Origin of the sequence: Pseudomonas anguilliseptica, from assembly GCF_021375795.1 — a bacterium.
GTDB classification, from domain to species: domain Bacteria; phylum Pseudomonadota; class Gammaproteobacteria; order Pseudomonadales; family Pseudomonadaceae; genus Aquipseudomonas; species Aquipseudomonas anguilliseptica_A.
The window spans coordinates 289900-310074 of the sequence record NZ_JAEIOI010000003.1; the positions used below are offsets into that span (position 1 = coordinate 289900).

23 protein-coding genes and 1 tRNA gene are annotated in these 20175 nt (G+C 61.1%); 9 read left to right on the top strand and 15 right to left on the bottom strand.

Annotation, left to right across the window (positions count from 1 at the left end; genetic code table 11):
* Positions 1 to 2: 2 nt before the first annotated feature.
* From IOD17_RS12800 to IOD17_RS12815, 4 genes are read right to left on the bottom strand one after another with little or no spacing between them, the layout of a single operon-like run.
* On the bottom strand, positions 3 to 320 hold the full coding sequence (locus IOD17_RS12800; protein ID WP_233685455.1) for a Type II secretory pathway component: 318 nt from the start codon (positions 318 to 320) through the stop codon (positions 3 to 5).
* Complete coding sequence (gspM, locus tag IOD17_RS12805; RefSeq protein WP_233685456.1) at positions 313 to 993, bottom strand: type II secretion system protein GspM; 681 nt, start codon at positions 991 to 993, stop codon at positions 313 to 315. Before gspM ends, IOD17_RS12800 begins: the two co-directional genes overlap by 8 nt.
* A complete protein-coding gene (locus tag IOD17_RS12810; protein WP_233685457.1) occupies positions 986 to 1594 on the bottom strand; it encodes a PilN domain-containing protein in 609 nt (202 codons plus the stop codon). The genes gspM and IOD17_RS12810 overlap by 8 nt, the downstream gene beginning before the upstream one ends.
* On the bottom strand, positions 1594 to 2472 hold the full coding sequence (locus IOD17_RS12815) for an MSHA biogenesis protein MshI (RefSeq protein ID WP_233685458.1): 879 nt from the start codon (positions 2470 to 2472) through the stop codon (positions 1594 to 1596). Before IOD17_RS12815 ends, IOD17_RS12810 begins: the two co-directional genes overlap by 1 nt.
* 133 nt (positions 2473 to 2605) lie before the next feature.
* On the opposite strand from IOD17_RS12815, the gene trmL reads away from it, so the two are divergent.
* A complete protein-coding gene (gene trmL / locus IOD17_RS12820; protein ID WP_233685459.1) occupies positions 2606 to 3067 on the top strand; it encodes a tRNA (uridine(34)/cytosine(34)/5-carboxymethylaminomethyluridine(34)-2'-O)-methyltransferase TrmL in 462 nt (153 codons plus the stop codon).
* A gap of 72 nt (positions 3068 to 3139) precedes the next feature.
* Here the strand turns inward: trmL and secB are convergent, their stop codons facing one another.
* The 3 genes from secB to IOD17_RS12835 are packed head-to-tail and all read right to left on the bottom strand — an operon-like array spanning position 3140 to position 4335.
* Positions 3140 to 3625 carry a protein-export chaperone SecB gene (secB, locus tag IOD17_RS12825; RefSeq protein ID WP_233685460.1) on the bottom strand — a complete coding sequence of 162 codons (486 nt, stop codon included), beginning with the start codon at positions 3623 to 3625 and terminating at the stop codon, positions 3140 to 3142.
* A gap of 40 nt (positions 3626 to 3665) precedes the next feature.
* Complete coding sequence (gene grxC / locus IOD17_RS12830) at positions 3666 to 3920, bottom strand: glutaredoxin 3 (protein WP_233685461.1); 255 nt, start codon at positions 3918 to 3920, stop codon at positions 3666 to 3668.
* Between the two features lies 1 nt (position 3921).
* Entirely contained in the window at positions 3922 to 4335 is a 414-nt protein-coding gene (locus IOD17_RS12835) for a rhodanese-like domain-containing protein (RefSeq protein WP_233685462.1), read from the bottom strand.
* A 146-nt stretch (positions 4336 to 4481) separates the two neighbouring features.
* On the opposite strand from IOD17_RS12835, the gene gpmI reads away from it, so the two are divergent.
* The 3 genes from gpmI (at position 4482) to IOD17_RS12850 (ending at position 8785) form a co-directional block, all read left to right on the top strand.
* Entirely contained in the window at positions 4482 to 6017 is a 1536-nt protein-coding gene (gene gpmI, locus IOD17_RS12840; RefSeq protein WP_233685463.1) for a 2,3-bisphosphoglycerate-independent phosphoglycerate mutase, read from the top strand.
* 200 nt (positions 6018 to 6217) lie between these two features.
* Positions 6218 to 7459, top strand: a complete 1242-nt coding sequence (locus IOD17_RS12845) for a murein hydrolase activator EnvC family protein (RefSeq protein ID WP_233685464.1) — start codon at positions 6218 to 6220, stop codon at positions 7457 to 7459.
* A 24-nt stretch (positions 7460 to 7483) separates the two neighbouring features.
* Positions 7484 to 8785, top strand: a complete 1302-nt coding sequence (locus IOD17_RS12850) for a S41 family peptidase (RefSeq protein ID WP_233685465.1) — start codon at positions 7484 to 7486, stop codon at positions 8783 to 8785.
* Positions 8786 to 8881: 96 nt separating this feature from the next.
* Here IOD17_RS12850 and IOD17_RS12855 read toward each other — a convergent pair whose 3' ends face one another.
* The 8 genes from IOD17_RS12855 to hisB all read right to left on the bottom strand — a co-directional run bounded on the left by IOD17_RS12855 (position 8882) and on the right by hisB (position 14840).
* Positions 8882 to 9637, bottom strand: a complete 756-nt coding sequence (locus IOD17_RS12855) for a substrate-binding periplasmic protein (RefSeq protein ID WP_233685466.1) — start codon at positions 9635 to 9637, stop codon at positions 8882 to 8884.
* Positions 9638 to 9790: 153 nt separating this feature from the next.
* Complete coding sequence (locus IOD17_RS12860; protein WP_233685467.1) at positions 9791 to 10546, bottom strand: substrate-binding periplasmic protein; 756 nt, start codon at positions 10544 to 10546, stop codon at positions 9791 to 9793.
* 98 nt (positions 10547 to 10644) lie between these two features.
* Positions 10645 to 11382, bottom strand: coding sequence for a substrate-binding periplasmic protein (locus tag IOD17_RS12865; RefSeq protein WP_233685468.1), 738 nt, complete (start codon positions 11380 to 11382; stop codon positions 10645 to 10647).
* Positions 11383 to 11689: 307 nt separating this feature from the next.
* The gene (hisF, locus tag IOD17_RS12870) at positions 11690 to 12460 is read right to left on the bottom strand and encodes an imidazole glycerol phosphate synthase subunit HisF (protein WP_090254748.1); all 771 of its coding nucleotides are present in this window, start codon (positions 12458 to 12460) and stop codon (positions 11690 to 11692) included.
* 112 nt (positions 12461 to 12572) lie between these two features.
* The gene (hisA, locus tag IOD17_RS12875; RefSeq protein WP_233685469.1) at positions 12573 to 13310 is read right to left on the bottom strand and encodes a 1-(5-phosphoribosyl)-5-[(5-phosphoribosylamino)methylideneamino]imidazole-4-carboxamide isomerase; all 738 of its coding nucleotides are present in this window, start codon (positions 13308 to 13310) and stop codon (positions 12573 to 12575) included.
* A gap of 36 nt (positions 13311 to 13346) precedes the next feature.
* On the bottom strand, positions 13347 to 13607 hold the full coding sequence (locus IOD17_RS12880; protein ID WP_233685470.1) for a DUF2164 domain-containing protein: 261 nt from the start codon (positions 13605 to 13607) through the stop codon (positions 13347 to 13349).
* Positions 13608 to 14246: an imidazole glycerol phosphate synthase subunit HisH gene (hisH, locus tag IOD17_RS12885; protein WP_233685471.1), complete on the bottom strand. Its 639-nt coding sequence runs from the start codon at positions 14244 to 14246 to the stop codon at positions 13608 to 13610.
* Positions 14247 to 14840 (bottom strand): imidazoleglycerol-phosphate dehydratase HisB, encoded by a 594-nt coding sequence (gene hisB / locus IOD17_RS12890; protein WP_233685798.1) that lies wholly within the window; start codon positions 14838 to 14840, stop codon positions 14247 to 14249.
* 378 nt (positions 14841 to 15218) lie between these two features.
* On the opposite strand from hisB, the gene IOD17_RS12895 reads away from it, so the two are divergent.
* The 5 genes from IOD17_RS12895 to IOD17_RS12915 all read left to right on the top strand — a co-directional run bounded on the left by IOD17_RS12895 (position 15219) and on the right by IOD17_RS12915 (position 20156).
* Positions 15219 to 17453 carry an AsmA family protein gene (locus IOD17_RS12895; protein ID WP_233685472.1) on the top strand — a complete coding sequence of 745 codons (2235 nt, stop codon included), beginning with the start codon at positions 15219 to 15221 and terminating at the stop codon, positions 17451 to 17453.
* A complete protein-coding gene (gene mutY / locus IOD17_RS12900; RefSeq protein WP_233685473.1) occupies positions 17450 to 18523 on the top strand; it encodes an A/G-specific adenine glycosylase in 1074 nt (357 codons plus the stop codon). The genes IOD17_RS12895 and mutY overlap by 4 nt, the downstream gene beginning before the upstream one ends.
* Positions 18520 to 18792, top strand: coding sequence for an oxidative damage protection protein (locus tag IOD17_RS12905; protein WP_090379491.1), 273 nt, complete (start codon positions 18520 to 18522; stop codon positions 18790 to 18792). The genes mutY and IOD17_RS12905 overlap by 4 nt, the downstream gene beginning before the upstream one ends.
* A gap of 247 nt (positions 18793 to 19039) precedes the next feature.
* Positions 19040 to 19115: transfer RNA gene (locus tag IOD17_RS12910), tRNA-Phe, on the top strand.
* Between the two features lie 267 nt (positions 19116 to 19382).
* A complete protein-coding gene (locus IOD17_RS12915) occupies positions 19383 to 20156 on the top strand; it encodes an ABC transporter ATP-binding protein (protein ID WP_233685474.1) in 774 nt (257 codons plus the stop codon).
* The last annotated feature ends 19 nt before the right edge of the window (positions 20157 to 20175 follow it).

Sequence of the window (20175 nt, forward strand, 5' to 3'; positions counted from 1 at the left end):
CATCATCGGCTCGGTTGCATAACGGGTTCAGCCAGGCGCAGCAGCTGTTGCTGGCCCTGACGTTCGATCAATACGGATTGCGCATGGATGGCCAGCACCCGGGCATCGGCATAGCGCTCGCCGACCCGCAGGCTTTGCCCGGCAATGATTGCGCGGCTACCCTGGGCACCGCGCACAATGGCCTGCAGCACCAGCGGGCGGTCGCCGCTGGCGGCAACGGCGGGCTGCAATTCGCGGGGCGGCTGGGTCGGATCGATGCCCGGATTGCCGGCCAGCGCCGCACCACTGAGCAACAGGCTGAGAAACAGGACTCTAGACACCGACCCACCCCGCATGCCGACTCAAGGTATAGAGTTTCAGGCGGATGCTGGCCTTACCCGGTCCCGCCTCACCAACCTGATAATCCAGGCTGTCCCAGTTCAGCTGCCAGCCACTGGCTTTCACCGCCTGCAAGTAGCTCAGCAGGTCGAAGTAGCCACCCTCCAGCTGCAACTCCAGGCCATGGCGGTAGAGGGTCACAGCGGCTGGGGCGGGTTTCTCCTCGCTCGCCGTGGCGCCCGCAACCGGCTCGACACTGGCCAGCTGCACCGGCTCGCTGAAGCTGCTCATGCCCAGTACCCGTAGCTGCGGCTGTTTGCGCAACAGCTCCTGCAACACCGTCTGCATTTTCTGCGGCGTCACCAGCTCATCGGTGTGCTGATCAATCTGCAGGATCAGCGCGTCGCGACTGGTCGCTGCCGCCAGCAACGCGTCGCGGTATTGCCGATTAGGATCAGCAGCGGCGCGCCGCTTGAGCTCCTCCCGCGCGCTCGCCGCTTCCAGCCGCTGCGCCTCAGCCAGTTGCCAGCTGCTCTGCTGCTTGGCCAGACGTACGCTGAGCGGGTCACCGATCAGCAGCACGTAGAACACAAAGAGCAGACCCAGGCCCACGCCATAGGCCAGCCAGCGCTCGCGCGGGGCCATGCCCTGCCAGCGCGGCAACCACTTATTCATTGCCGGCCTCCTTATCCTTCAGTTGGGACGAGAGGTCGAAGTGCAGCAACTGATCATCACCGCGCTGCACGTCGAAACGGGCGAATTCACGGCCATTGAAGACCGCACTCTGTCCCAGACGCTGCAGGTACTGCGGCAGCAGCTCCTGATCCTGGCTGCGCCCTTGCAGGCGTATCTGCCGACCGCCTTCACGCAGGCTGATGCCGCTCAGCCACAGGCCACTTTGCGGGTGCTGCTCGGTCAGGGCCATCAGTGGAGCGACAAAGCCCGCACTGCGCTGACTGCCAAGCAGTTGCAGGTAGGCAATCAGCCGCTGCAATTCACGATTATCCCGCTCGCGAGCCGTCAGCTCCTCAGGCAAACGCTCATCCAGCTTCGGCTCGACAAAACTGCCACGCGCCGTCGCCAGCTCGGCCTCTTCCTCCTGCGCCTGTGCCTGCACCTGAGCCAGACGCTGAGCGCCCTGGTGCAGTTGCCAGGCTTGCCAGCTCCCATGCGCCAGACACAGCAGCAGCACGATACCCAGGCCCAGCAGCATCTGTGCCCGCTGCGGCCCGCTTTGCTGTGTGCGTTCGACCTGGAACAGGTTGAGGTTCTGCATCAGCCGGCCTCCTGCCGCAGGGCTGCACCGACGGCGCCCATGCAATAGGCCTGCTCCTGCTCGGACAGCTCGGCACTGGCCTGCCCCGGAAACAGTTCACGCAGATCCAGCGCCTGCAACTTGACCGCCAGGCCGCTGGAGAGCGCCTGCAGGGCCGCCGCACCATTGCGCTTCATCGGCAACAGCAGCAGCCGGTTGATATAACCCTTGCCCAGCTGGCTTTCGTAATAATCGAGGGAGCGCTGGATCTCCAGGGTCATCGCCGAGAATTCCTGATCCGCCTGGTCCAGGCCCTGTTCGATACGTCGCGCCATATACAGATCAGCGCCATGTTGCACGGCAATCAGCCCTTCGCTGGAACGCAGGCGCAGCAGCGACAAACTCATGCCTTCGCTGCCGGCCAACAGGCCAAGGTTACGGAATGCCATTTCGGTGACATCAATGCTGCCCAGGTGCAGGCCGGCTTCGTCGCACATCGCGCTCCAGGCCAGCATCCGCGCCTTGTTCAGGACCGCGCAGTAGGCCATGCGCGAACGCCCACGGTAGGCATCGTCAGGCAGGTTGAAAGCATCGACGACAACGCTGTCGATCGGCTCACTGATCAGTTCCTTGACCCGCCAGCGCATGGCGTCGCGTAACTCAGTGGCGGGCACATCGGGGCTGTCGAGCAGGAGCATCTGATAAGTGGCGGGGTGCAACAGCAGATTGACCGGCATGCCGGCAAGGCCCAGTTGATTGACCAGGCGCTTGAGCAACGCCGGCTGTTCGGCACTGGCGGCCTCATGAAACTGGCACTCCAGCAGACGCGGAGGCTGACCCGGTTCGCGCAGCACACGCGCCAGAGCAACACCTTCAGGACTGGTTTCGATACCCAGCAAACCATTGGCGGCTTTTATTTTTCTTTTCGCAAACCACGCCAACTGCGCATTCCCCCACCCATTGCAGCGCAGGCAACACCTGCCTGCGACACACTGTAGAATAGCCTCCGAGCCCTAGCCCTGAGCCTGATCAATGTTCCATGTCGTGTTGTTTCAACCGGAAATTCCCCCGAATACCGGCAACATCATTCGCTTGTGCGCTAACACCGGCTGCCATCTACACCTGATCGAACCCCTGGGTTTCGACCTGGATGACAAGCGCTTACGCCGCGCCGGGCTGGACTATCACGAGTATGCGACATTAAAACGCCATCAATCGTTGGCGGACTGTATAACACAAACCGGCTGCGACAGAATCCTGGCATTCACCACTAAAGCTAGTCACAACTACGCACAAATGCAGTTTCGCCGGGGTGACATGCTGCTCTTTGGCCCGGAAAGTCGCGGTCTGCCTCAGGAAATCCTAGACCAGATCGCCGATGCTCAACGCCTGCGCATGCCCATGCGCCCGGGCAATCGCAGCCTGAACCTGTCCAATGCCGTTGCTGTAGTGGTGTACGAAGCCTGGCGCCAACTTGATTTCGCCATGGACTGAGCGTCACGCCCTACACAAAAGGTAATAAAAAAGCGCCCGAAGGCGCTTTTTTAGTCTTCAATGGCGCACAACTCAGTGCGCCACTTCCGCCTGCGCGGCTTGCTGCATACGCTGCAGCTCCTGCGCGTAGAGGGCGTCGAAGTTCACCGGAGCCAGCATCAGGGCCGGGAACGAGCCACGAACCACCAGGCTATCCAGGGTCTCACGGGCATACGGGAAGAGGATGTTCGGGCAGAACGCACCCAGGGTGTGGCTCATGGAGGCGGCATCCAGGCCCTTGATCAGGAAGATACCGGCCTGCTGCACTTCAGCGATAAAGGCGGTTTCTTCGCCAGTTTTCACGGTAACCGAAAGGGTCAGCACCACTTCATGGAAATCACCGTCCAGGGCTTTCTGGCGGGTGTTGAGGTCCATGGCGACGCTAGGCGCCCACTCCTGACGGAAGATTTCCGGGCTCTTCGGCGCTTCGAAGGACAGGTCACGTACATAGATACGCTGCAGGGAGAATTGCGGGTTCTGTTCGCCCTGAGCGGCGCCGTTGCTAGCTTGTTCTGTCATGGCAAAGCCTTCTTCTCGTTAGGTACTGAATAAACAGGGGTTAAGCCTTGAGCAACGCGTCGAGCTTACCGGCGCGCTCCAGGGCGTAGAGGTCATCGCAACCGCCGACATGGCGATCACCGATCCAGATCTGCGGCACCGAGGTGCGCCCCGCCTTGCGGGTCATTTCCGCGCGGGCATCCGGCTGACCATCAACCTTGATTTCGTTGAAGGTCACGCCTTTGTGAGTCAGCAGTTGCTTGGCACGGATGCAGTAAGGGCACCAGTCACTGGAATAGATGACGACAGGTTGCATCTCACTTCACCAGCGGCAGGTTGTCGCCACGCCAGCTGGCAATCCCGCCGGACAGTTTGGCGGCAGTGAAGCCAGCCTTTTTCAGGTCACGGCAGATACCGCCGCTGTGCTGGCCCATGGCATCGACCACGATGATGGTCTTGGCCTTGTGCTTCTCCAGCTCAACCATGCGTGCGGCGAATTTTTCGAACGGGATATTCAGGGCACCGACGATATGCCCAGCGGAAAAGTCCTTCTGCCCGCGAATGTCCAGCACCACGCCCTGCTCACTGTTGACCAGTGCCGTCAGCTCGCGGGTGCTCAGGCTCTGCCCACCTTTGCGCACTTCAGTGAAGATCAGCAGCGCCAGCAGCGTCACGAACAATCCGCTCAGCACATAGTGGGTAGTGGCAAATTCAATCAAGTTGGCAAGCATTATGCGGTTCCGGGACGGTAAAATGCCGGCCAGTATACACAGCCACACAGGTCGGCCAAACCCCGCCTGGCGGTGACGTTTGCCACACTTGGCCGTAAAATGCCCGGCCTTGTTTCCTGCCCATCGACCCAGAGCGAGCCAGCTTTATGAGCGCCACGCCCAAACCCCTGGTACTGATCATCCTCGATGGCTTCGGCCACAGTGACAGCCCTGAATCCAACGCCATCATGGCCGCCAACACGCCGGTCTACGACCACCTGCGCGCCACCCAGCCGCACGGCTTGATTTCGGGATCGGGCATGGATGTCGGCCTGCCGGACGGGCAGATGGGCAACTCCGAGGTCGGCCACATGAACCTTGGCGCCGGCCGCGTGGTGTATCAGGACTTCACCCGGGTGACCAAAGCCATTCGCGATGGCGAGTTCTTCAGCAACCCGACCATCACCTCGGCAGTAGACAAGGCAGTGGGCGCCGGCAAGGCCGTGCACATCCTCGGCTTGCTCTCCGACGGCGGCGTGCACAGCCACCAGGACCATCTGGTGGCCATGGCTGAACTGGCCGCGCAACGGGGCGCCGAAGAAATCTACCTGCATGCCTTTCTCGATGGCCGCGACACCCCACCAAAAAGCGCGCAGCCGTCCATCGAACTGCTCGACGCCACCTTCGCCAAACTCGGCAAGGGCCGTATCGCCAGCATGACCGGGCGCTACTTTGCGATGGATCGCGACAACCGCTGGGATCGCGTGCAGCACGCCTATGAGCTGATCGTCGACGGTAACGGCCAGTTCAACGCCGCCAGCGCCGTTGCCGGCCTAGAAGCCGCTTATGCCCGTGGCGAGAGCGACGAGTTCGTCAAAGCCACCACCATCGGCGAGCCGGTGCAGATGGACGATGGCGACGCCGTGATTTTCATGAACTTCCGCGCCGATCGCGCCCGCGAACTGACCCGCGCTTTTGTCGAGCCGGGTTTCAAGGAGTTCGAGCGCTCACGCGTGCCGCAACTGGCCGGTTTCGTCATGCTCACCCAGTACGCCGCGAGCATCCCCACGCCCAGCGCCTACAAGCCGGAAGCCCTGACCAACGTGCTTGGCGAGTACCTGGCGAACAATGGCAAGACCCAGCTGCGCATTGCCGAAACCGAGAAATACGCCCACGTCACCTTTTTCTTCTCCGGCGGCCGTGAAGAGCCCTTTGCGGGCGAAGAACGCATCCTGATTCCGTCACCGAATGTCGCCACCTATGACCTGCAGCCGCAGATGAGCGCGCCGGAAGTCACCGACAAGATCGTCGACGCCATCGAAAACCAGCGTTACGACGTGATCATCGTCAACTACGCCAACGGCGACATGGTCGGCCATACCGGCGTGTTTTCCGCTGCTGTGGCGGCGGTGGAATGCCTGGACAGCTGCGTCGGCCGTATCGTTGCCGCACTGGAAAAAGTCGGCGGCGAAGCGCTGATCACCGCCGATCACGGCAACGTCGAGCAGATGGAAGATGAAAGCACCGGCCAGGCGCACACCGCGCACACCTGCGAGCCGGTGCCGTTCATCTATGTTGGCAAGCGCCCGGCGACCATCCGTGCCGGCGGTGTGCTAGCCGACGTGGCTCCGACCCTGCTGACCCTGATGGGCCTGCCGGTGCCCGCGGAAATGACCGGCACCAGTATCGTCGAGCTGAACTGAGCAACTGTCCGCAGCCAGGCGCAAGGCCTGGCCTGCGGGGCATCACATACACGACGTTAAAAATGGCTCCCGGCCATTTTTTATAGCCACTCCATCCATGGCGGCCACCCTACGGGCCGTCGCTGTGCGACGTTAAAAATGGCTCCCGGCCATTTTTTAGGCATACTAGGCAGGTTCTTAATTCAGGTGCTGCCAGCCCCATGTTTCGTGCCCTCGCCCTTGTTTTCCTGACCCTCCTGCTGACGCCTGCCATCGCCGACGAGAAGACCGATGCGCAAAAGCAGCTGGATGCCGCGCGCGCTGACGTCGCCGAGCTGAAACAACTGCTGGAAAAGCTGCAGCAGGAGAAATCCGGCGTGCAACAGGCGCTGAAAAAGACCGAAAGCGAAATGGGCCAGCTGGAGAAGCAGGTCAAAGGTTTGCAACAGGACCTGAAAAAAAGCGAAGACGAAATACAGCGGCTCGATGGCGAGAAAAAAAAACTCGAGGGCGCGCGCCTTGAACAACAACGTCTGATCGGCATCCAAGCCCGTGCCGCCTACCAGAGCGGCCGCCAGGAGTACGTCAAACTGCTGCTCAACCAGCAGAACCCGGAAAAATTTTCGCGCACCCTGACCTACTACGACTACCTCAGCGAAGCACGCATGGAGCAGCTGGCCACCTTCAACGAAACCCTGCGCCAGCTGGCCAATGTTGAAATCGACATCGCCAACCAGCAGAACCAGCTACTGGAGCAGAAAAGCGCCCTTGATGGCCGTCGCGAGCAACTCGCCAGTGTGCGCAAAGAGCGCCAGCTGGCCCTGGCCAAACTGAACAAGGAATTTTCCGCCCGCGACCAGAAGCTAAAGGCGCGCGAGCAGGAACAGGCCAACCTGGCCCGTGTGCTGAAAACCATCGAAGAAACCCTCGCGCGGCAGGCCCGTGAAGCGGAAGCGGCACGCCAGCAAACGCTGCTGGCCGAGCGCGAACAGCCGCGCAGCGGCACCAAAGCGAACAACAGCGGTCCATTGGTCAGCGCTGGGGCCACCTTTGGCGGTCCGTTTGCCAAGGCACGCGGGCAATTGCCCTGGCCGGTCAACGGTCGCCTGGTGGCACGCTATGGCACCCCGCGTGGCGGGGATGCGCGGACCAAATGGGACGGTGTGCTGATCGGCGCTGCTGCCGGCAGCCAGGTGCACGCTGTACACGGCGGCCGCGTGGTATTCGCCGACTGGTTGCGCGGAGCCGGGCTTCTGGTCATTCTCGACCATGGCAACGGCTATCTGAGCCTCTATGGGCACAACCAGAGCCTGCTCAAGGATGCCGGCGACGTGGTCAAGGCGGGTGAAGCCATTGCCACAGTCGGCACCAGTGGTGGCCAGGACACCCCCGCGCTGTATTTTGCAATTCGCCAGCAGGGCCGCCCGATCGACCCCGCCCAATGGTGCCGCGCGCAGGGATAAGCCCGCGCTTCACAGGAGTTCGACATGCCGCATCTGTTCCGCCTTACCGCCATCGCGCTGGCCGTCACCCTGCTGGGCAGCACTGCCGTCCTGGCCGCGCCGGCTGCTGCCCCTGCCACGGCCAGCGACAGCGCGCCCCTGCCGCTGGATGACCTGCGTACCTTTGCCGAGGTGATGGATCGCATCAAATCCGCCTATGTCGAGCCGGTCAGCGACAAGACCCTGCTGGAGAACGCGATCAAGGGCATGCTCAGCAACCTTGATCCGCATTCGGCCTACCTGGAACCGGAAGCCTTCCGCGACCTGCAGGAAAGCACCAGCGGCGAATTCGGCGGCCTGGGCATTGAGCTGGGCACCGAGGACGGTTTCCTCAAAGTGGTTTCTCCGATTGATGACACCCCGGCCTCCGCTGCGGGCATCCAACCAGGCGACCTGATCGTCAAGATCGACGGTCAGCCAACCAAGGGCCTGTCGCTGATGGAGGCCGTGGAGAAAATGCGCGGCAAAGCCGGCAGCGACATCGAGTTGACCCTGGTGCGCGAAGGCGGCAAGCCCTTCGATGTTGAACTCACCCGCGCGGTGATCAAGGTCAAGAGCGTGAAGAGCCAGCTGCTGGATGATGGCTATGGCTACATCCGTATCACCCAGTTCCAAGTCAACAGTGGCGAGGAAGTCGGCAAAGCCCTGGCCAAGCTGCGCAAGGACAACGGCAAGAAGCTGCGCGGCATCGTTCTCGACCTGCGTAACAACCCAGGCGGCGTGCTCCAGGCAGCGGTGGAAGTGACTGACCACTTCCTCAAGAAAGGCCTGATCGTTTACACCGAGGGGCGTATCGCCAACTCCGAGTTGCGCTTCAATGCCGACCCGACCGACGCCAGCGAAGGCGTACCACTTGTGGTGCTGATCAATGGCGGCAGCGCCTCGGCGTCGGAAATTGTCGCAGGCGCCCTGCAAGACCATAAACGTGGCGTACTGATGGGCACCGACAGCTTCGGCAAAGGCTCGGTGCAGACCGTGCTGCCGCTGAATAACGACCGCGCACTGAAACTCACCACCGCGCTGTACTTCACCCCCAACGGCCGCTCGATTCAGGCGCAAGGCATCGTACCGGACATCGAAGTCGCGCGCGCCAAACTGACCCGCGAACAGGATGAAAGCGGTATCAAAGAAGCCGATCTGCAGGGTCACCTGGGTAATGGCAACGGTGGTGCTGACAAACCGAGCAAGAGCAAAACCAGCGCCCCGGCCCGCCCGCAGGATGATGACTACCAACTGAGCCAGGCCCTCAACCTGCTCAAGGGTCTAAGCGTCACCCGCGGCGACTAGGGATGCGCCTGCAGGTGCAGGCATGCCGGTAAAAATGCAGCAAGAAAAAGCCCGACCTTGATCACTCAAGGTCGGGCTTTTTAATAACGCCTGAAGCTACAGGTAGTTATTGGTCATCTCGTCGATAAAGCCTTCGGCACGCAGTTCATCCAGCGCCTTCTGCAAACGCTGCACCACCTCATCCGGGGTGTCCTTGTTCAGCGCCAGGTACAACTCGGCCTCATTGAAGCGCAGGGCGGTATTCAGACCACTGACACCCTCCTGCTTGGCCAGGTAGCGCCCCACCGGATCGGTGGTGGCCCACAGGTCGATCTTGCCGCTGAGCAGTTTCTTGATGTTTTCCTGGTCACGCAGGGCATTGACCGGGCTCAGCCCCTGACTTTCCAGATGCTGACTGACCGCGTCGTTCTTGTAGGCCCCGATCTGATACTGCGCGGCGTCCTTGAGGTTGGCGACGCTCAGGTTATTACCCGGTGCAGCCAACAGCACCCAACCGGTTTTCGCCAGTGGCCCCACCCACTTGAACAGCGGCTGACGCTCAGCGGTAAAGGTGGTGGAGAACAGGCCGTAATTGGGCTTGTCCAGGGTCAGGCGATACAGGCGATCCCAAGGGAAGCGCAGGGTCAGGCTGTAGTTGATGCCGGCACGCTTGAACATCGCCCGCACGATCTCGGCACTGATGCCATCGATACCGTCGTCACGGGCAAAGTTCTTGTCATCCACCGCCATGTTGAACGGCGGGAAGTTCTCGGTCAGCAACACCACTTTGTAATCGGCTGGCAGCTCTGCACGGGCTGCACAGGCACTCAGAACAAGCCCGAACAACAGGCCGGCTTTCAGGGTTTTCAACATAGGTCATTCCGCTCGCATGAATTGTGATTATGGCTAGCGGCATCCTTGCTCGGGCGGGTGCCCGACGACGTATGGTACGTGGCGTCAACCATCCATGGCCGCGAGCCAGCTTGTGGCCAGCTCGCTGGTATTGCGTGTTACGACTGCCTGCGGTTACAGGTAGTTATTGAGAATGTCGTCAACAAAGCCTTCGCTGCGCATCTTGTCCAGCTCAGCTTGCAGCTTCTGTACAACCTCATCCGGTACATCCTTGTTCAGTGCCAGGTACAACTCGGCACTGTCAAAACGCAAGATGGTCTTCAACCCGGAGATGCCTTCCTGCTTGGCCAGGTAACGCCCGGCCGGGTCGCCAGTGGCCCACAGGTCGATCTGCCCAGCCATCAGCTTCTTGGCGTTTTCCGTGTCGCGCAGGGCGGTGATCGGCTCCAGGCCTTTTTCCACCAGGTGCTCGGCAATCGCATCGCCCTTGTAAGCGCCGACTTTGTACTGCTTGGCTTCCTCCAGGCTGTTCAGGGTAATGCTGCTGTCGGCCTTGCCGAGCAGCACCCAGTCATCCGGACCAATCGGGCCAACCCATTTGAACAGCGCCTCACGCTCTGGCAGGCGCGCCGCAACAAAAACCCCATAACCCGGTTTTTCCAGCGCCAACTTGTAAATGCGGTCCCAAGGAAAGCGCAGGGTCATGCTGTATTGAATGCCGGCACGCTTGAACATCTCACGGACGATGTCCACGGCGATGCCGTCGATGTTGTCTTCCTGGGCGAAGTTCTTGCCGTTGATCGCCATGTTGTACGGCGGGAAGTTTTCGGTCAGCAGCACCACGCGGTAATTCGGGTCGACTTCGGCCCGGGCACTGCCCGCGAGCACCATAACAGTGCCGGCAAGGGCGATTAGCAGTTGTTTGAGCATGATGTCTCACATCGATAGTTGGGCTGAGCATGCAAGCATACTCAGCACTACAGGCTTAGCCCAGCCTGGGTTTACCACCAGGGATGAGCCGGTCTGCGCTACAGGTAACCGTTCTTGATCGTGCCAAGCTCACCTTGAGCGCGCATCTCATCAAGGGCTTTTTGCAACTTCTGCACCAGTTCGTCCGGGGTTTCCTTGTTCAGTGCCAGATACAGGTCGGCACTGTTGAAACGGTGCACCACCTTCAACGCCCCCAGGCTCGACTGCTTGGCCATATAGCGCCCACCCACATCATCAGTGGCCCACAGGTCGATCACGCCCTTCTCCAGCTTGTTGAGGTTTTCCTTGTCCTGCAGGCTGGTCTGTACCGTCACGCCGCGGTCAATCAGGAACTGCGAAATTGCGTCATTGCGGTAACCACCGATCTTGTACGCACCCGCCTGATCCAGGCTGTCGAGGGTAATCGCGCTATCAGCCTTGGCCAGCAGCACCCAGTCGCTGACTGCAATCGGCCCAACCCACTTGAACAGCGCTTCGCGCTCCGGTGTGCGGATGGTAGAGAACAGGCCATAGCCTTTGCTATCGAGTGCCTGTTTATACAGACGGTCCCAGGGAAACCGCAGGATCAGCTGACACTCCTGCTGCGCCTTGCTACACAGCGCACGCACCGTGTCACTGCTGATGCCCTGCACATCAGCATCCTTGGCAAAATTGCCACCACTGGCCGCCATGCTGAACGGCGGCAGGTTTTCAGTAAGCAGAACCAGAGGCTCCGCACGCACCAGGCTGACGGCCGACAACAGCCATAGCGCAATGAATAGCCGAATAGCGGACATAAGAACTCCGTGTATGGGCAAGACCACTAAAGGAATGAGAAACGGCCGAAAGGCATGCCGACAGCATCGACCCCAGGCGCGGACAGATTGATTTTAGCGGGCGGATCGACATTTTGCTGTCGACTCGCCCGCAGCAGTGGCCAGCAGGGCTGCCGGCCAGCGAGGTTTAAGAGCTTGTTTCGGATGCCGCGAGCTAGAGCGAGACAAGGCAAAAACAGCCGAGGAAGCGCAGTTTACGGCTGTAAATGAGCATTCCGAGGCTGTTTTAACGCAGGATCGCCGACGCGCAGCAAATCCGAAACAGGCTCTAACGGACGACGATGCCGCGAGCGGCCATATACGCCTTGGCTTCCGGCACGGTGTATTCACCGAAGTGGAAGATGCTCGCCGCCAGTACGGCAGCCGCTTTGCCTTCGATGATGCCGTCGGCCAGGTGTTGCAGGTTGCCGACGCCGCCGGAGGCGATCACCGGGATGCCGACCATTTCACTGATGGCGCGGGTCACGCCGAGGTCGTAGCCGCTCTTCACGCCGTCCTGATCCATGCTGGTCAGGAGGATTTCACCGGCACCGAGGTCTTCCATTTTCTTGGCCCAGAGCACTGCGTCCAGGCCGGTGGGCTTGCGTCCGCCGTGGGTGAAGATTTCCCAACGCGGGGCTTCACCCGGCTTGGAGACTTTCTTCGCATCAATGGCGACGACGATGCACTGCGAGCCGAAGCGCGAAGCAGCCTCGCCGACAAACTCCGGGGTAAACACTGCAGCAGTGTTGATCGACACCTTGTCGGCACCAGCGTTGAGCAGGTTGCGGATGTCCTGCACGGTGCGCACGCCGCCGCCGACGGTCAGCGGGATAAACACCTGGCTGGCCATGCGCTCGACGGTGTGCAGCGTGGTGTCGCGGCCATCGACGCTGGCGGTAATGTCGAGAAAGGTAATCTCGTCGGCACCCTGCTCATCGTAACGCCGGGCAATTTCCACCGGATCACCGGCGTCGCGGATGTTCTCGAACTGCACGCCCTTGACCACGCGGCCGTTGTCCACGTCGAGGCAGGGGATAATGCGTTTAGCCAGTGCCATAGCAGTGCTCTCGTAGGATGGGTCGCGCGGCGTTCCGTCGAGCGCAGCAATACCCATCAATAAGGTGGTTGGCGATGGGTTACGCCGCTACGCGGCTAACCCATCCTACGGTTTAGCCCTTGTAGGAGTCGCAGAAGGCCTGCGCCTCGGCCACATCCAGGGTGCCTTCATAGATCGCGCGACCAGTGATGGCACCGATGATGCCGGGCGAACGCGCCAGCAGCAGCTTCTCGATATCACCCAGGTTGTGGATACCGCCGGAAGCGATCACCGGAATGCGGCTGGCAGCGGCCAGGGCAGCGGTGGCTTCAACGTTGCAGCCTTGCATCATGCCGTCTTTGGCGATGTCGGTATAAACGATGGCCGACACGCCATCAGCCTCGAAACGCTTGGCCAGGTCAGTGGCCTGCACGGTTGAGACTTCCGCCCAGCCGTCGGTGGCGACGAAGCCATCTTTGGCATCCAGGCCGACAATGACCTTACCGGGGAAGGCCTTGCAGGCATCGGTGACGAACTGCGGATCTTTCACCGCCTTGGTGCCGATAATCACGTAGCTGACGCCAGCGCGCACGTAGTGTTCGATGGTTTCCAGGGTGCGGATGCCGCCGCCGATCTGGATCGGCAGGGTCGGGTAACGCTTGGCGATGGCCGTGACCACTTCGCCGTTGACCGGCTGACCTTCAAAGGCGCCATTGAGGTCAACCAGGTGCAGACGACGGCAGCCGCCCTCGACCCATTTGGCCGCCATGCTTACCGGGTCATCGGAAAACACCGTGGAGTCTTCCATGCGGCCCTGGCGCAGACGCACGCAGGCGCCGTCCTTCAGATCGATAGCGGGGATAATCAGCATCGGTTGAACCTGCTCAAGTCGTGTGAATTCGGTGGGTCAGCTCTTTTCGAGCGCCCAGAGGTCGCTTTCGATGCTCTCGAACCGTTCTTTCAGGTGAGTCTGCACATCGAAAATCGCCCGGTTGTAGTAGTGCGGCGCAATCTCGCGGGCAAACACATCGAGCACCTCAGCGGCCTCGAAACTGCCCAGCTCCAGCTCGAAGCGCTCGGCCATAAAACGCTTGAGCACCAGGCAGGCTTCACGCTCCTGCTCGGCACTCAAGGTCATGATGGGCGGTTTCGCCTTGCCCCGGCTCATTTACCAGCGGCCATCCCAGGCGACGAAGTTCTGCAGCAATTGCAGGCCATGGGTGTGGCTCTTTTCCGGGTGGAACTGCACGGCAAAACGCGAACCTTCGGCCAGCGCCGCGGCGAAATCCTTGCCGTAGTGACCGCGACCGACCACCTGCTTGGGGTTACCGGCCTCGATGTAATAGCTGTGCACAAAGTAGAAGCGCGCCAGGTCCGGAATGTTGTGCCACAGCGGGTGTTTGACCGACTGCGCCACCTCGTTCCAGCCCATGTGCGGCACCTTCAGCGGCTCGCCGTCTTCAACCATGTCCTTGCCGAAGAAACGCACCTGGCCAGGGAACAGGCCGATGCAGTCGACGCCATCGTTCTCTTCGCTGCGCTCCAGCAGCGCCTGCATACCCACGCAGATGCCGAGAAACGGCCGGTCGGCACTGACCTCCCGCACCAGGCTGTCGAAGCCCAGGCGCTTGATCTCGGCCATGCAATCGCGGATCGCACCGACGCCGGGAAATACCACCCGGTCGGCCTCGCGGATCACCTGGGCATCGCTGGTCACCAGCACCTTGCCGGCGCCCACGTGCTCCAAGGCCTTGGCCACCGAATGCAGGTTGCCCATGCCGTAGTCGATTACTGCAACCGTCTGCATTTACAGGCAGCCCTTGGTCGACGGCATTTGCCCGGCCATGCGCTCATCCAGCGTCACAGCCATACGCAGGGCGCGGCCGAAGGCTTTGAACACCGTTTCGATCTGGTGGTGGGTGTTGGTGCCACGCAGGTTGTCGATATGCAGCGACACCAGAGCATGGTTGACGAAGCCCTGGAAGAACTCCTGGAACAGGTCCACATCGAAACCGCCCACCACGGCGCGGGTGAACGGCACGTGCATCTGCAGGCCCGGACGACCGGAGAAGTCGATCACCACACGCGACAGCGCTTCATCCAACGGCACATAGGAATGGCCGTAACGGGTCATGCCCTTCTTGTCGCCGATGGCCTGGGTAAAGGCCTGGCCGAGGGTGATGCCGACGTCTTCCACGGTGTGGTGGTCGTCGATATGCAGGTCGCCCTTGCACTGGATATCCAGGTCGATCAGGCCGTGACGGGCAATCTGATCGAGCATGTGCTCAAGGAACGGCACGCCAATATCAAACTTGGCCTTGCCAGCCCCATCCAGGTTGATCGAGACCTTGATCTGGGTCTCCAGGGTATTGCGCTCGACGGATGCCGTACGTTCGGCCATCACCAGCTCCAGAAATTGCCCACGGAAAAAGGCCAGCATTATAGGCGGGCATCCGCCTGGGCGGCTACCGGCGGCGATCAGAGGCACGCACTATCGATTAGCGGCCAACCGATACAAACGCTTGCAGCGCCTGGGGAAACTCGCCTGTCGCAGGGAACCGGCCGCCGACTTGCCGATCCAAAGGCCCAGACCAAACCGTCAGGCGCCGCCCTCATAACAGCCCCAGCAAGGGCCTATCGCGCCCACTGCCTGCAAAAGCCGCTTGCAAAATCACCCGGCAAACGGGACTGTCTGCGGCCCAGGTAAAAGCGCCGGCGCTATACTCGCCGGCTCAGATGGCTGCTCTTCACCCTCTTGCTTCGAAACAAGGATTCGCACATGAAAGCGCTCGGCAAAATCCTCGGCCTGTTTTTTCTCGGCCTCTTGCTGATCATCGTGGCACTGGGCTTTGCCCTCACCCACCTGTTCGATCCCAACGACTATAAAGACGAAATCCGCCAGTTAGCCCGTGACAAGGCCAACCTGGAGCTGACCCTCAAAGGCGATATCGGCTGGAGCCTATTCCCCTGGCTCGGCCTGGAGCTGACCGACGCCAGCCTGGCCAGCCTCAGCACACCGGACAAACCCTTCGCCGATCTGCGCCTGCTCGGCCTGTCGGTGCGCGTGCTGCCGCTGCTGCGCAAAGAAGTGCAGATGAGCGACATCCGCATCGACGGCCTCAACCTCAACTTACAGCGCGATGAAAAGGGCCACAGCAACTGGGAAGATGTCGGCAAACCGGCCAATAGCAGCGCCGCGCCCAGCACAACGCCACCTGCCGCTAACGACAGCGAACCGAGTCAAAGTAGCAACGATACAACCACCAGCAGCGGCCAGCCGCTGAAGCTGGATATCGACAGCCTGATCGTCAACAGCGCACGTATCGACTATCACGACGCGCAGAAAGGCCAGCAATTCAGTGCAGAAAGCATCCAGTTGACCACCGGCGCGATCCGCGAAGGTGCCGGTATTCCGATAAAGCTCAGTGCCTTCTTCGGTCTCAATAAACCGGTCATGCGCGCCCGTAGCGAACTGCAGGGAGAGCTGCGTTTCGACCGCGCCTTGAAACGCTACCAACTGGAAGACGCCAAGTTCTCCGGCGAAGTCTCCGGCGAGCCCTTCGACGGCCAGACCCTGACCTACTCCGCTCAAGGCCAGCTGCTGGTCGACCTGGCCGCCCAGGTCGCCGAATGGAACAGCCTGAAACTCTCCGGCAACCAGCTGCGCGCCCTTGGCGAGCTGAAAGTCCGCGACCTCGAGAAACAGCCAAAACTCAGCGGCGGCCTGTCCATCGCACCGCTCAATCTGCGTGAGTTCCTCGCCACCATTGGCCAGAAGCTGCCACCAATGGCCGACGACAAGACCCTCAGCCAGTTCGAACTGGTCACCCGCCTCAGCGGTACTGACAACAGCCTGACGTTCGAAGACCTCAAGCTGACCCTGGACGACAGCCACTTCAGCGGCCAGCTGGCGGTGGCCGATTTCGCCAAGCAAGCCCTGCGCGTACAACTCAAGGGCGACCAACTGAACCTCGACCGTTACCTGCCCGCGCCCGCCAAAGATGCCAAAGACGCTGGCGCCGCCCGCAAAGCCGAGGTCAAAGCCAGCGTCGCCAGTGCCGGGCAGAGCGGCAGCACACCATTACCCGACGCACCGACCCAGCAAGCCTGGAGCAGCAGCGAAGTGCTGCCCATCGAGACACTGCGCAAGCTCGACATGCAACTCAACCTCGGCCTGGATCAGCTCACTGCGCAGCAGCAGGTGATCAATAACTTCAGCGCCAAGGCGCAGAGCAAGGGCGGCTTGCTGACTCTGCAGGATGTGCGCGGCAATATCGGCACCGGCAGCTTCGACGCCCAGGCCAGCATCGATGTGCGCCCAGCCATCCCACTGCTTAGCGTACGCAAGAACGTCAACGGCATACCGGTCGAACCCTTCCTGAAAAAGCCCGACCAGCCCTCGCCGGTCAAAGGCCTGCTGGACCTCAAGGCCAACCTGAGCACCAGCGGCAACAGCCAGCGCGCCTGGGTTGAAGGGCTGACGGGCGATGCCAGCTTTCTGCTGAATGACGGCGTGCTGGTTGACGCCAACCTGGAACAGCAGCTGTGCCGCGGTATCGCCACGCTCAACCGTAAATCCCTGAGCAGTGACCCGCGCGGCAAGGACACCCCCTTCGAGACCCTGCAAGGCAGTCTGACCCTACGCAATGGTGTGGCCCACAACCCAGACCTCAAGGCCCGCATTCCTGGCCTGGCGGTCAGTGGCAATGGTGATCTGGACCTGCGTATCCTCGGCCTGGATTACCGCGTTGGCATCACCATCGAGGGTGACCAGCGCGAAATGCCCGACCCTGCCTGCCAGGTCAACGAGCGCTATGTCGGCATCGAATGGCCGGTGCGCTGCCGTGGCCCGCTGGAGATGGGTGGCAAAGCCTGCCGCCTGGATCAGGACGGCCTGGGCAAAGTCGCCGCCAAACTGGCCGGCAACAAACTCAACGAGAAGATCGAAGAAAAACTCGGCGACAAGGTCAGCCCCGAGCTGAAAGATGCACTCAAGGGCCTGTTCAACCGATGAGCCCCGAGCAGTTTTCTGACGCGGTACTGAACTGGTACGACAGCCACGGCCGCAAGGACCTGCCCTGGCAACAGGGCATAACACCTTACCGAGTGTGGGTCTCGGAGATCATGCTGCAGCAGACCCAAGTCAGCACCGTGCTCGGCTATTTCGACCGTTTTATGGCCGCATTGCCGACAGTAAATGACCTCGCGGCAGCGCCGGAAGACGAAGTGCTGCACCTGTGGACAGGCCTCGGTTACTACACCCGCGCGCGCAATCTGCAGAAAACCGCGCAGATCGTGATGCGCGAACATGCCGGCGAATTCCCCCGTGATGTCGACCAAATCACCGAACTTCCCGGTATCGGCCGCTCCACCGCCGGCGCCATCGCCAGCCTCAGCATGGGTCTGCGTGCGCCGATCCTCGACGGCAACGTCAAACGGGTACTGGCGCGCTACGTGGCACAAGAAGGCTACCCGGGCGAGCCGAAGGTGGCGAAACAGCTGTGGGATGTAGCCGAGCGTTTTACCCCACACGCCCGGGTCAACCACTACACCCAGGCGATGATGGACCTGGGCGCCACCCTGTGTACCCGCAGCAAACCCAGCTGCCTGCTCTGCCCGCTGCAGAGCGGCTGTCAGGCGCACCTACTCGGCCTGGAAATCCGCTACCCAATCCCCAAACCGCGCAAGGCGCTGCCGCAAAAACGCACGCTGATGCCGATCTTCACCAACCGTAATGGCGAGGTGCTGCTCTACCGCCGCCCATCCAACGGTCTTTGGGGCGGCTTGTGGAGCCTGCCTGAGTTAGATGAGCCCACGGCCATCGCCGCACTGGCCAGCCAACACGGTTTGCAACTCGGCGCACAACGCGAACTGAGCGGTCTGACTCACACCTTCAGCCACTTCCAGCTGGCCATCGAGCCCTGGCTGGTGCAGGTCGACGCTGCGCCAGCCGCCGTGGCCGAGGCCGACTGGCTCTGGTATAACCTCGCCACCCCGCCGCGCCTGGGCCTTGCCGCCCCCGTGAAGAAACTACTGAAGCGCGCGGCCGATGCACTCGCAGCAAATACTGGAGAAACGCCATGACCCGCACCGTACAGTGCCGCAAACACAAGCAAGAACTCCCCGGCCTGGACCGCCCGCCGTATCCGGGCGCTAAAGGTGAGGACATCTTCAACAACGTCTCCAAGCAAGCCTGGGACGAATGGCAGAAGCACCAGACCCTGCTGATCAACGAACGCCGCCTAAACATGATGAACGCCGAAGACCGCAAATTCCTCCAGGCCGAGATGGACAAATTCCTCTCCGGCGAGGAATACGCCCAGGCTGAAGGTTACGTGCCGCCAAGCGAATAACCCTGCATAAGCGTGGGAGGCGCTGGGCGGCATTCCGTTTTAGCGGCGAAATGCCCTAGCAACAGTCACAGCTAAAGCCCCTCCCATGCCCATCGCTCAGACCGTAGGGCGGATGATGCCTTATCCATCCCCCCATCACAGCGGGTCGCCCAACCCTCGCCCGAACCTAACCGCCCGAAATATTTAAATATTTTTCAAACTCGCGCTTGACACTCCCCCTTCAAATCCGTCTAATAGCGCCCCGTTGGCCCAGGTAGCTCAGTCGGTAGAGCAGGGGATTGAAAATCCCCGTGTCGGCGGTTCGATTCCGTCCCTGGGCACCATGAATACCGAAAAACCCCAAGCGAAGTTAAATTCCTTGGGGTTTTTTAATGCCTGAAATTCTGCGCACAGCGACTTATAAGCCCGGTAAACGCCGCAGAAATTGTGCACGCGCGACAGCCAACTGCAGCCAGGCGACACCTGCACCCCCAGCAACCAGGCACGCCCGGTAAACGGCTTGGCGGTCAGCGAAACGCTATGCTAGCTTGACGCCTCGCTAGGAAGGCCACGCAACGCCTGAGCGCACCCGAAGAATAAGAGGACACTCCATGGCCGAGGCCACGCCCGCGCTGGAAATACGCGACCTGCATAAACGCTACGGCGACCTTGAGGTGCTCAAGGGCATCTCCCTCACCGCTCGCGACGGCGATGTGATTTCCATCCTCGGTTCTTCCGGCTCCGGCAAATCGACCTTTCTGCGCTGCATCAACCTGCTGGAAAACCCGCATAAAGGGCAGATCATCGTCGCCGGCGAGGAGCTCAAGCTCAAAGCTGCGAAGAATGGCGATTTGATCGCCGCCGACAATCGCCAGATCAATCGCTTGCGCAGCGAGATCGGCTTTGTCTTTCAGAATTTCAATCTGTGGCCGCACATGAGCGTGCTCGACAACATCATCGAGGCACCGCGCCGTGTACTCGGCAAGAGCAAGGCCGAAGCCATCGAGATGGCCGAAGCGCTGCTGGCCAAGGTCGGCATTGCCGACAAGCGCCACGTGTTCCCCAATCAGCTTTCTGGCGGTCAGCAGCAGCGCGCAGCGATTGCCCGCACCCTGGCCATGCAGCCGAAAGTCATCCTGTTCGATGAGCCCACCTCGGCCCTCGACCCGGAGATGGTACAAGAAGTGCTTAATGTGATCCGCGCACTCGCCGAAGAGGGCCGCACCATGTTGCTGGTTACCCATGAGATGGGCTTTGCCCGTCAGGTATCCAGCGAGGTGGTGTTCCTGCATCAGGGCCTGGTCGAGGAGCAGGGCTCCCCGGAGCAGGTGTTCGACAACCCGAACTCGGCGCGCTGCAAACAATTCATGTCCAGCAATCACTGAAAACACGGAGCAACTACGC